This window comes from Nostoc sp. C117, assembly GCF_043099735.1.
Classification (GTDB): Bacteria; Cyanobacteriota; Cyanobacteriia; order Cyanobacteriales; family Nostocaceae; genus Nostoc.
The window spans coordinates 5,481,420-5,493,730 of record NZ_CP170991.1; the positions used below are offsets into that span (position 1 = coordinate 5,481,420).

Below are 12,311 nucleotides of genomic sequence, written 5' to 3' on the forward strand. Positions count from 1 at the left end.
CAATACAACTCTTGGAGACGCATTCGCTTTCGGAACCACTTAGTCAAAGGTGAGTACGTCCCGTTCTTAAGAGCAGTACAAGTGACAAATGACAGCCTTAGCCAGTTATCTTTATTTGCGTCGCTCTACTTAGACGCGACTACGATATAAACAAGAGGGGAAAAAGTTAAAGGGATGAACAAATCGCTCTCAATACCAAATAGCTTTTTAACTTTTCCTCTTTTCCCAAACCTTCTAGATAAAAATAACCAAATATGGTTCGCTTAGAAGTACCCATGACAAGTGCCAATTCACTCAGGAGCCGGATAAAGTAAGTAAGTTGACGTGAAAAAAACCAAGTATGTTAAGAAACATAAATAGGCTTAAAAACCTTACCAATGAAAAATTACAGCCTAAGCCAGTAAGCTTTAATTTCACCGACCTACTTAAAAGTGTCATGTCTGGTTTGCAAGACGAGCGCTTATCATGAGGAAGTCCCTTAATTTAACCAATTGTGGTTATGGATAATCTTAAGGTTCATTACACTAACTAAGGTTAGTTCAACTACTCTAATCTATACTGTTTGACAATTGCTGTAATCTGACATCTTTACGTAACAGAACATGGGCGTAGCTTGTAATCAAAGGCTGAGGATATTTAATTAGTATTGATGAAACCCACTCGTCTAATAACTGAAGTGGCTTCATCCTGATAAAGTAAGCTGGAGTTCCAAAAAAACCAATGTATTCTTCTACTGCAAAACCTAAACTATTAAATTTATTTTCTTGCTTTTTTAATGGTCCGCGACACCAGCTGTAATAGGCAGGAAACTTCAATTTGTCAGTATCTCGTCTGTGAGGCACCAGAACTTCCAAAAGCTTCTTAGACAATTCTTCTGGTAATAGCTGATTAACCATAAAAGGGACAGCATACATAGTAGGAAATAAATGAAATGCGTGCCCTCCATCGCGTAATAAGTTCCAAACATTTTTGTGAAAAAGATGTCCATTAGGAACATGCTCTGCCAGCATTATACTGAAGATTAAATCAAATTTTCCATCCAAATTAAAGGTAGGAGATGAAATATCCGCTTGAATCTTGTCATATTCCTTTGGTGCTTTGGCTAGTTCTTCTGATGAGATATCAAGTAGGGTGTAATTTAATCCATATTTCTCAATCACATCTAAAGGAATAGCTGGCTTAGCACCACCACCTACTTCACAAATCTTTTTTACTTCTGGACTGACTACCAATTTATTCAAATAGTTTCTAAAATCTACATAATGGGCATTATTTTTTGCTTGTCTGTATTCAATCTTCATGGAGTTTTGAACGTCAATCTTCATGGGTTTCTCAATTATTAACTAAATGTTATTACTAGAAAATAGTTTCCAGATTTAAATTAATTTCATTCATTAGCTATTGAACTTCAGCGAAAAAAACAGAAAAAAGTCTCTATATCTGAGAATATATACTGCATTGGCTTTGCGGCTAGAACAGGGGCGGCTGTCCTCAAAATGGGTATTTCCAGTCGGAAACTCTTATCAATTAGCGTATAAACCGTTATTGAGCCATTTACTAATCATCCTGGGAAAATTAATGACGATTAGCTTCATGAGGCATCAGAGCAGGTTTAACTCATTTTTTCTGCGCCGCTTAATTAGTTCAAGTTTAGTTCATAAAAATACAAATCTTTGATGCAAGTATAACAGAGAATTTATGGAATAAAAATCTGACCGAAACCTTAAGCATTCAGCCTAAGACTATATATTCGTGTATTCCCTTTAAAGGTGTTCATTAACGATGCAGAGGCAACGCCGCAAGCAAGCTCTCTTGAAATCTGGACAGAGGCTTTAACTTGACACCAATGGCAACATAAGCGCCCTAATTATGCAAATCAAAAGCATATCATGCTTAAAAACCTTTATTACATCCACTAACTAACGTAACCTTATTTTAAAATATTTAACATAATTTAACATACTTTGACTTATTCTGTGATAATATTATCACCGTAAGCTTGATGTAAGTAATTATTCGTAAAGAAACAAAGAAGCTTATAAGCAAAACTAAATCGATCTAGTTAAACATGTTACAGTAATTTTGGAAAGCATGCTGTTTATCATATAAACCTCTGTAATAGAAGGATCTAATTGAGTTTAAATATTACACAAGTTAAAAATTCCGTATCTTTGAGTTCTCTTGTTTTATTATCAAGATCGCGAACTTGATTAAAGTATAATTAAATCATAAATAATTACTCTCTTTTAGTAGCATCAAAGCTCAAAGGTTCAAAAAAAATTGATGATATTCCTTCTGTAAAAAGCTAAATACCTGGGTGGTGGCAATTTTTAAATTTCCCTTTAAAAATGCTCGTAATCCAGAATTAGGATAGAGTTTTTTTATAATTTTAATAAATTGGGTAGCAAATAACATAACACAAAATTGAAGTTTCCTTTAAAAAAATACGATATATCACATTTTTATTAACCATAGCATCAAGAAAATATTGGAACAAAAATTATCAAAATTAATCTAATTACTATATGGGAAAAAACCGTAAATTAATAAGTAATTCCCTATCAATGATAATTAATCGTCTAGCACAAAGTATTACAACCTTTGTGTTAACAGCATGTATTGCTCGCATTTTAGGTGCTGAAGCTCTAGGGCAATATCTACTGGGATTTACCTACTACTTTATATTTGTAAACATTGCCTCACAGGGGCTAAAGACTTTATTTACTAGAGAAATAGCCCGTGAACCAGAAAAAACACCAGTTTATTTAATCAGTGGAACCTGGTTGCAGCTAATTTTCGGTTTCTTAAGTTATGTAGTTTTGGTAATTGTAGTATTTTTACTTCCTTATAGTTCCGAAACATCCACTGTTTGCTACATAATGGGCTTAGCGATCATTCCATTTTCGCTTTCCAATATTACTGAGGCAATTTTTCAAGCGAAAGAAAAGATGCATTTGATTGCGATCGCTACAGTTCCAGTGTATGTCATACGCTTATTGATCATGCTTTGGGCAATGCGAATGAATTACGGAATTGATTATCTAGCAGCAATACTAGTTATTTCAGAATCAGTAATTCTGATTATTGAATGGATTTTAATTACGGGAATAGTAAAAACAAAATGGGAAATTGATGGAGATTTTGTCTGGAATACAATCAAAAATGCACGTACCTTTTTGGCTATTGAAGCACTAGCTGTAGTCAATGGCAGAATTCAAATTTTGATTCTTTCATTATCAGGAAGTGAGTTTATAATTGGCGTATATGGTGGAATAATGCAATTATTTCAACCATTTTTTATTATTTCCAATAGTATATGTATAGCAATTTTTCCTGGTTTATCAAAAGCAGTAAGCCAAGGACGTGAAAACCAGCAGAGAATTATCTCAAATTGTATTGAGATATTATTAATAATCGCATTACCTTTATGTATCGGTCTGCTGTTTATTGGGAAAAATCTACTAACTTTTATCTATAACCCTAGCTTTGCTCAAGGAAGTTTAGCTCTTAGTGTTATTGCCTTATCATTAATTTTCACACCCTTCAATCAGTCACTATCTTTTTTACTTGTGGCAAATGGTTTCGAGATCGTAAACCTGCGTCAAGTAGCTATTAACACTACACTAGGAAGCTTGGTAGGTATAGTGTTAGTTTCCCAATATAACTTACTAGGTGCAGCAATAATGACTTTTTTAATGAGTTTTATTGCTTTTATCCAGTATGTTTACTTCAGCTATACTCTTTTATTCCCGTTAAACCTATGGCAAATTGTGCGCTCCCCCCTGCTAATGAGCATTCTGATGGTAATTGTATTTATAATATTAGAAAAAATTCATCTAAACTTTTTATGGACTTTGGCGATCGCTACTTGCTCCTATACTCTATTTGTTAACATTCTGAGTATTCATACATTAGGTGGAATGCATACTGTCTGGCAAAAACTTGTTAGAAAGGGATGAGAGTTAAATTACTAACCAATTTGCAAAATTAAAGTCGCTAACATACGTAATAAATATGGAATTTATTCAAGCAGAAAAAACAGCAGATCAAAATTTGGTAATGCTCAACGAAAGCAATCAACCAGTAGTGAGCGTTGTTATTCCTACACTTAACAGACCACAAATTGTTGTCAGGGGTGCGAGAAGCGCGTTAAGTCAGACCGTGAAATCAATTGAAGTGATTGTCATAGTAGATGGTCCAGATCGGGAAACAGTCAATGCACTATCTCAGATAGGCGATCCAAGACTCAGAGTAATAGAACTACCAAAAAATATTGGACCATCAGGGGCCAGAAATACTGGGGTCAGAGAAGCTAAAGGTACTTGGATAGCCTTTTTAGATGATGATGATGAATGGTTTCCACAAAAATTAGAGCGTCAACTTGAACTAGCAAATAATTCCGATTATGATTTTCCAGTTATCGCTAGTCGTTTCATTTCACAGACACAGAAAGGTGACTTTATTTATCCGAGAAGGCTGCCTAACCTCTCTGAACATTTAAGTGAATATCTTTTTGCGCGTCAGTCTTTTTTTCAAGGAGAAACTTGTATACAAACCTCGACTATTTTCGTAAAAAAAGAATTAATGCAAAAAATGCCTTTGGAAGAAAAATTTTACAGACACGAAGATTGGGAATGGTTGCTTAGGGTTAGTGCGCTCGAAGGTGTAGGACTAGAGTTTGTGCCTGAACCTATGGCAATCTGGCATTCAGAAATGGGAATTAAGCGCTTAAGCAACATCAAAGACTGGCAATATTCCTTGGATTGGATTCGTTCCACCCGCAATTTAGTAACACCGAAAGCTTATTCAGGCTTCATTGCAACAATTATCACTCCTTCTGCGTCTTCAGTAGGTGATTGGAAAGCCTTCTTTCCTTTGTTGTGGGAAGCTATACGCTGGGGCAAGCTTAGACCAATTGATATATTCTTGTACTTAACTATGTGGGTGTTTCCTGAACAGGTGAGGCAGAAAGTTCGCTCTATTTTCATCAAAAAGTTCAAAACATAAGAGGCTCTTTACAAGACAAAAGTAGAAGGCAGAAGATAAAAAAATGACAAAAAATCTTGAAGCGTTAATTGAAGCACTTTGATAAAAGGTAGTTGTGGGTATAAACATACCGCAATCTGCAAAATATCTCTGGTGAAAATATACACTTTAAAGGTTACTTTCTTTCTGTCTTCTAGCTTGATAAAAAATCTGAATCGTCAAAAGATAAACACAAAAGTGAGTCAATTATTTTTCAAACGCAACTAACTGATTATTCCTAATGATAATTTAGTCAATTTATTTAATATTAAATATAAATTTATACGATTCATAAAAAATGAATAAAAATTTAATTTTTGCTGAAAAATTACTTACAATAGCTTTTTTGATGATCTATTCAGGAACTCCACTAGATCCCTTTGTAACGGATGGATTTACCCTCAAAGACGGTGATAGAGGTATATTTCGGTTGCTTTTCATTTCTACGTATCTAGTTAGCCTTTTCTTAATTAGTCTACGTTGGAAGAAGGTTACTTACGTCTTTAGCAGAGATAAATTTATTTGGCTATTACTGGGAGTTTGTGCACTTTCTAGTTTTTGGTCTTTTGATTCAGATACTACTATCCGTCGTGTTTTTGGTCTGGCAGGAACAATGGTATTTGGGCTTTATTTCGCTTCACGATACACCTTAAAAGAACAGCTCAAATTATGTGCATACATGTTTGGTATTTCAGCAGTAGTTTGTGTATTATTCGTTCTATTAATACCACACCTAGGTATTGCAGAAGATGGTTCTTGGAAAGGAATTTACCCACAGAAAAATATTCTTGGCAAAAGATTTGGACTTAGTGGAGCAATATTTTTCTTCCTCGCAATGACTAATCGAGAAAATCGCTGGGTTTTATGGCTTGGCTATGTTACTTCTGCAATACTTGTCTTATTTTCAAAATCAACAACATCTGTCCTGAATCTAATAATTCTTACATTAGCTTTTTTTGTATACGATCGGGTTTTACGCTTAAATTATAGGATAATGATGCCGGTTTTGACGTTTATTTCAACTGTAAGCATAGTCCTTTATACTGTTTTTGTAACTAGTGCTGATAAAATTCTAGGTTCAATAGGTAAAGACACAACACTCACAGGACGTTCAGAAATATGGCCAGTTGTGTTGGAACTGATTGCAAAAAAACCGTGGCTAGGATATGGTTATGGAGCATTTTGGCTAGACGATAATAGTGACGTTGTTACTCTTAGAGAAGCACTACAATGGGATGCTCCTAATTCTCATAATGGGTTTCTAGATGTCTGCCTAGGGATAGGTCTGTTAGGAATTTTAGTTTTTACAGTTGGGTTCGTTACTAATTGGTTAAGAGCAGTATATTCAATCCGCTCGAATCCAACATCCGAAACTAATGTGTGGCTCTTAATTTATTTTACATTTGTTATCATTTCAAACCTAACTGAAACTACAATGTTAGAGCAAAATAGTATTGAATGGGTACTTTATGTATCAACAATATTATCAAGCAAGGTCTCTCCACGTGCTAATTTGTAATAAATCAATTAATAAACTTAAGTCTTTGAAACTTCACTTTAGGGAATAAAACGAGAATAAGTATTTTTTATTCTAGATATTAAAAAACATTCTGATTTACTATTTATGGTTCTTCAGTACCTGTTATGCCAAATTATTAGTTAAACATCAAAACTAGACTTTAAAATCAAGTTTAGAACGCTTAAGTCCCAACAATGGACTAAAATGTTAAAAACAATGCCTATTTTTGTTGTGCAGCAATGTTTTCAGCTTTTTAGCAGATTAATTTAGCATACTAAGTACTGAAGAGCCCTATTTATTTTTTGTGCCAGTATGGTTCAAGTTGCTCAAAAGTACAAGTATCATAATTTTGACTAACGCGATCGCTATCGTGAATCGTGACTTGCAAAATTCTCCCCTTGGTGATGAGGCTAAAGTAAAACCTTCTACCACTGAAATACTAACTGCAAGCTAAATTACCATAAACTTGTAGCCCATATACTTTTAATGACGTTCCTCAATACTCATAAAGGTTGAGTTGAGATTTATGAAACTAAAGCCTGTAGGTGATTTCAGGGCTTTGTAACTCAAATAGTCTATACTATATGTCATATTGTAAAATAGCACTAGTTTTATTCATACCTGTGCTTTGTACTTAGCTTAGATATACGTCAAGATTGAATTTTTCGCTTAAAACCTGTACTTTTGAAGATTTATGTCACAAAAATCTATGGAATCTAGAGAATCTATTGATTTAGACCTTAGTCGTTACTTATTGATATTGAAACGTTGGTGGCTACCTGCTACGGTTATATTTGCAGCTACAGTTACACTCAGTGTAATAGCTACACAATTTATGAAGCCATCCTATGAAGCAGAAGGGAAACTATTGTTCAAAATTCCCTCTTTTAAAGTAGTAGGAAACAATCTTTTGCCGACAACCTCTGAAGGCGGGTCTACAGGAGATTTGAAGTCACTGTTAGCAAGTCAAAATCCGATAAACACTCAAATAGAAGTTATTTCTTCGCCCGCTTTATTGCAAAAGACAATAGATAAACTACAACTTAAAAACAAAGAAGGCGAACCTGTAACAGTAAAAGCTCTACAAAAATCGCTGGTATTAAAAATTATCAGCGGAACAGATGTATTGCGAATTACTTATGCCAGTATTGACCCTGAAGAAGCTGCGGCAGTGGTCAACACAGTCATGAATAATTATTTACAAAATGATATTCTCGTAAATCGGTCTGAGGCAGCAGCAACTCGTCGCTTTATTGCTAAGCAGATTCCTCAAACTCAAGAAGCTGTTGAGAAAGCAGAACGAGAACTACGTATATTCAAACAGAAAAACCGCATTGCAGATTTATCAGAGGAAACAAAGTCAGCAGTTACCATTATTGGAAATCTAGACCAGGAGATTAATACTGTTCAGGCTCAACTTGACGAGGTAAACGCCCAAACAAATGAACTCCGCCAAAAAGTAAATCTCAATTCCCGAAACGCCCTCGCAGTAAGTGCCCTCAGTCAGTCACCTGCTGTACAAGGGATTCTCGCACAACTTCAAGATATCGACCGACAATTAGCGTCTGAGCGTAGCCGTTTCCAAGATGATAACCCTTCAATTATTAATCTAGAAGCAAAAAAAGCTAACTTAAGAACCCTCTTACAACAACAAATTTCCCAGACTATTGGTAACAACACAGAAGTTCCCCAGAATCTATTACAGATTGGAGAACTCAGACAAAGCCTAATCCAGAATTTTTTGCAATCAGAAGTGCAACGCTTTGGATTAACAAAAAGACTCTCCTCTTTGTATAATTCTCGTTCTAGCTACGAACAACGTGTGAAAAACATACCTCAGTTGGTACAAAATCAGCGGGAGTTAGAGCGGAAAGTTGAAGTTGCAGAATCCACATATCAAACTGTATTAACAAAGGTTCAAGAATTACAGCTAGTTGAGAATACAAATAGTCCTAGTTCCCGGATTATTTCTCAGGCATTAGTGCCCACTGACCCAGTAACAGGCAAAAAAATTATCGTTGTCCTGATAGGAGTGATGTTGGGTTTATTTTTGGCTACTACAACTGTTCTCTACTTAGGTATGAGAGATAGATCTTTAAAAACACTCAAGGAAGTCAAAGATATATATAGATATACTTTGCTGGGAATTGTTCCTTTGTCTGTTAAAAAGGTTCGCTCTCGTTATTCGAGTACAGAATCAATAACTCAAAAAATTGCTGTGAGAGATACGCCTCACTCTTTAACGAGTGAAATGTATCGGATGATTCAAGCTAATCTAAAATTTCTGAGTTCAGATAAAGTACTGAAAACAATTGTAGTAACTAGCGCAGTTCCGAAAGAAGGCAAGTCTACAGTTTCAGCTAATCTGGCAGCAGCGATCGCCCAACTAGGACGTAAAGTTTTACTAATTGATGCAGATATGCGAGTTCCTTCTCAGCATCATCTGTGGCAACTAACTAATGCAGTTGGTTTAAGTGAGGTTCTTGTAGGTCAAGCCGAATTTAACATCGCTGTATCTAAAGTAATGGATAATCTTGATGTCTTAACCGCTGGAGTTAGACCTCCCAATCCCCTTGCTTTGCTTGACTCAAAACGTATGGCATCACTCATTGATAACTTCTCATCTCAATATAACTATGACTTTGTGATTATTGATGCCCCTCCGCTTCTTTTAGCAGCCGATGCTCTGACTTTAAGTCAGATGACTGATGGAATTTTATTAGTCGCTCGACCTGGGGTAATTGATTCTAACAGTGCTAACGCAGCTCAAGAGATGTTAGAGAGATCTAACTATAACGTCTTAGGTTTAGTTGTGAATGGAATCACTGATAAAAATGAATCTAGTACCTACAAATATCATAATCACGAATATTTTCAACCCAGAGAGTTGACAAAAGAGCTTAAGGGACTTGCAAAAAAATAAAACCTCCAAAATTAATTATGTTGGCTCTAACTATCTCCTTATGGGAATTAAACCATAAGTAAAGTGAAAGCCTTACAAAGTGAGTGTAAGTTATGAATAGGTGCGAAGGAGTTTCAAGCTAATTTAACTTATGGGTTAAAACTTTTACTACCTCGACAAAAACCACGAATAAGCTGATCTTGTAATGACCACCTCATGATTTTTAACGGCATCCAGAGGATGTCGGAAGTTTAACTCTCAACTTTCTGAAATTGGTATTGGTATAAGTTCCAAAGAAAGAAATGAGTGAACGATGAATTACAAAAATGGGTTGTAGATAAAAGCCCTGTAGAAATCAGGATTTTGCCATACAACCCAATAATAGTATCCTCTTAACTATTTATTATTGATTTTCGTATGCTCCTCTATCGGGTGCTAAACCCTCTACACGAGGACCGCCTAGAAAATCGTTTGTTACACTGGGAAACCTCACACCACTATTGATTGCCGGACTTGTCGATTTGACTCTAAAGTCACCACCAGGGGCATTTACAAACTGTGGATCTGCGACAATATCGTTCGGTCCGGGACGATTTGCAGTATAACCGTTGTTGTTGTAAATGTTGTAGTTAAAAACAGTGTTGGTATTTTTCGACGGATTATAGTTTATTGGTACGCCACGCTGAGAATAAAGGATGTTATTGAGAACTCTGACATTCTTTCCATCATTAATCGAGATTTGTCCGTATAAAATTTCTGGACTTTGGCTATTCTGATAAGAAGTGTTGTTGATAATGTCGATATGATCGCTTTTGAATGTATGAATGCCGCCACCACCATTTTTATATGTGATGTTGTTGGCAATCAAAATACGTCCTTGATATGCACTCAATTTTGATCCAGCCTGATCGTTTCTTGCACGATCAACAATAATCCCATTGCCGTCTTCGATTTTTCCGTTCTTAAACCAAGGAATATACATTCGATTGTTATAGACCTTGTTCCTTGTCAGAACCATTCTATAGCTATCGGTGTTGTTATTGTAATTCCAATTGTTGAGGAGTGAAATACCACTACAGCCGTAGACTGCATACCAGGCATTATTGTACACCTCATTGTTATCCAATGTCAGATAGTCAGATTCCAGCGCTCCAATTCCTGCACCACCGCAATCATGTACCTTATTGTTCAGAATACGTATGTGATGAGTATGACCCCTTCCTCGCCCAGAAATAGTGATACAGTTTCCATTCGTCAGGGGATTTGATGCATTGCTCCTCTGACTCATGGCATAATCCAAATTTGTATTATTATTGTTCCCTACAACCTCTAGCCCGTTCACCTCTATATAGGCAGCTCCATCTGTAATCAAAATTCCATGCCATCCATTGTGCTGAATTTTGGGGGAATCTCCAGGATAAGCTGTATACGTAATCCATGCATCTGGAGTGCCAGAGCGTGTAATTCCTAGTACTACACCACTGGGATGGCTATTCTTATAGACTCCGTTCATAATGAATACCGTGTCACCAGGGTTGGTAAGGTTTGCGGCTCTTTGAATAGTTCTAAATGGGTATTTAGTAGAAAGTCCGTTATTTTTGTCGCTTCCACTACCACTAACGTAGTATTTTGTCCCAGTCGGAACTGCGCCGATCAATTTGCGATTGGGTAGTGTCTTTTCTGGAACACTCGATGACTGAGGAACGTCTCTAATTGCAGACCCTGTTATTTTCTGTCCTTGAACTAGACCAGTTAGTGCCCAGGGAAGTACAACAGAGGCACTCAAACTGAGAAAACTCAAACCATGAATCATCATAGGGTAAAAAAAGAAAGGTTATGTTGCAAAAACTGAACTGTCAATGGTTACTCACTCTAGCCTTAGTAAGTAACTGATTAGTGGATACGGTCGTATGACTGCCGTTTGTAAGTTTATACACGGTTTTTTAGGTTTGCACCTGCGAGTTTCCTCGCAAATATTCCTCAAAGTGTTTTTGAGCTTGTGTTCCAAAAATTGTCTAATATCTGGTAATAATACTGAGAATATATTATTACTAATCAGGATTACCCTTTTAATGGACATCAAGCAACCGTACAAATGGCGTCATTTCTAATTCGACATCATTCTACTGTGTGTATGTGGGATCTGTGGTTAAGATAGTGTATCTCTCATCAATCAGTTAATTTAGTTAAATAATTCTTATGATAATAAGAATCAAAATATGGACGAAAACAAGGTAGAAAGCAGTACAGCTTACATATACTTGTAAAGTATTCTCATTATCATAAAAATTCAGAGTAACTACAATAAGCTTTCAAAGATTCTATGAATGCAGATTGAGAATTTTCAGTAAGGACTCTAAGTAAGTTGGCTAAGATCGAGATAACTATATTAAGAAGGGTAAAGAGAAAGGGAAAAGGGGAAAAACTTTTATCCCTTTCCCGTTTCCCCTTAACAAAACTTTAGATCATTGATTTAATTGCGTCTGAGTAAATAAGATATCTAATATTTGTCAATGAGTAATACTACTTAAAAATTGCCAATGATTTTATTTTCTACCCAATTTTCGGTGAGCAATGCCTAAAGTCAAGCAATTTTTTACCGCAGTATTCTCTAATTGCTTCAGCATAAGTTTAAAAACTTTTAAATACCAAGTTGGCTGATATCCCTCTCCCAAGCAAATACGGTTTCTTAGGAGAAGGATAAACAAGAATTGTAAGTTAATAAATCCGTGTTCCTTAGAGTCAACACCCTACTACGGCGCTCCTAGAGAGGAAATCGACTCTTGGAGCGATCGCCATTGTAATTTCTCCGTGGATGATGGGTGATGGGCAGATTGCATAAAACTTTCAACACCAAACTATAAG

At 35.8% G+C, this 12,311-nt stretch carries 6 protein-coding genes; 4 read left to right on the forward strand and 2 right to left on the reverse strand.

The genetic code is table 11. From position 1 onward, the window contains the following. Nucleotides 1-548: 548 nt before the first annotated feature. Complete coding sequence (locus ACFG4S_RS23575) at nucleotides 549-1,301, reverse strand: class I SAM-dependent methyltransferase (RefSeq protein WP_392531411.1); 753 nt, start codon at nucleotides 1,299-1,301, stop codon at nucleotides 549-551. Nucleotides 1,302-2,564: 1,263 nt separating this feature from the next. On the opposite strand from ACFG4S_RS23575, the gene ACFG4S_RS23580 reads away from it, so the two are divergent. The 4 genes from ACFG4S_RS23580 to ACFG4S_RS23595 all read left to right on the forward strand — a co-directional run bounded on the left by ACFG4S_RS23580 (nucleotide 2,565) and on the right by ACFG4S_RS23595 (nucleotide 9,467). Beyond that, complete coding sequence (locus ACFG4S_RS23580) at nucleotides 2,565-3,959, forward strand: oligosaccharide flippase family protein (RefSeq protein ID WP_392531412.1); 1,395 nt, start codon at nucleotides 2,565-2,567, stop codon at nucleotides 3,957-3,959. 55 nt (nucleotides 3,960-4,014) lie between these two features. Next, the gene (locus tag ACFG4S_RS23585; protein WP_392531413.1) at nucleotides 4,015-5,007 is read left to right on the forward strand and encodes a glycosyltransferase family 2 protein; all 993 of its coding nucleotides are present in this window, start codon (nucleotides 4,015-4,017) and stop codon (nucleotides 5,005-5,007) included. A gap of 316 nt (nucleotides 5,008-5,323) precedes the next feature. Continuing rightward, a complete protein-coding gene (locus ACFG4S_RS23590) occupies nucleotides 5,324-6,544 on the forward strand; it encodes an O-antigen ligase family protein (protein WP_392531414.1) in 1,221 nt (406 codons plus the stop codon). Between the two features lie 694 nt (nucleotides 6,545-7,238). Beyond that, complete coding sequence (locus ACFG4S_RS23595; protein ID WP_392531415.1) at nucleotides 7,239-9,467, forward strand: GumC family protein; 2,229 nt, start codon at nucleotides 7,239-7,241, stop codon at nucleotides 9,465-9,467. A 382-nt stretch (nucleotides 9,468-9,849) separates the two neighbouring features. Here ACFG4S_RS23595 and ACFG4S_RS23600 read toward each other — a convergent pair whose 3' ends face one another. Further along, on the reverse strand, nucleotides 9,850-11,262 hold the full coding sequence (locus tag ACFG4S_RS23600) for a choice-of-anchor Q domain-containing protein (protein ID WP_392531416.1): 1,413 nt from the start codon (nucleotides 11,260-11,262) through the stop codon (nucleotides 9,850-9,852). Between the last annotated feature and the right edge of the window lie 1,049 nt (nucleotides 11,263-12,311).

Excerpts from the sequence above, each read along its gene's own strand:
- ACFG4S_RS23600 (WP_392531416.1), bottom strand. The coding sequence starts at position 11,262 with ATGATGATTCATGGTTTGAGTTTTCTCAGTTTGAGTGCCTCTGTTGTA.
- ACFG4S_RS23575 (WP_392531411.1), bottom strand. The coding sequence starts at position 1,301 with ATGAAGATTGAATACAGACAAGCAAAAAATAATGCCCATTATGTAGAT.
- ACFG4S_RS23580 (WP_392531412.1), top strand. The coding sequence starts at position 2,565 with ATGATAATTAATCGTCTAGCACAAAGTATTACAACCTTTGTGTTAACA.
- ACFG4S_RS23595 (WP_392531415.1), top strand. The coding sequence starts at position 7,239 with ATGTCACAAAAATCTATGGAATCTAGAGAATCTATTGATTTAGACCTT.
- ACFG4S_RS23585 (WP_392531413.1), top strand. The coding sequence starts at position 4,015 with ATGGAATTTATTCAAGCAGAAAAAACAGCAGATCAAAATTTGGTAATG.
- ACFG4S_RS23590 (WP_392531414.1), top strand. The coding sequence starts at position 5,324 with ATGAATAAAAATTTAATTTTTGCTGAAAAATTACTTACAATAGCTTTT.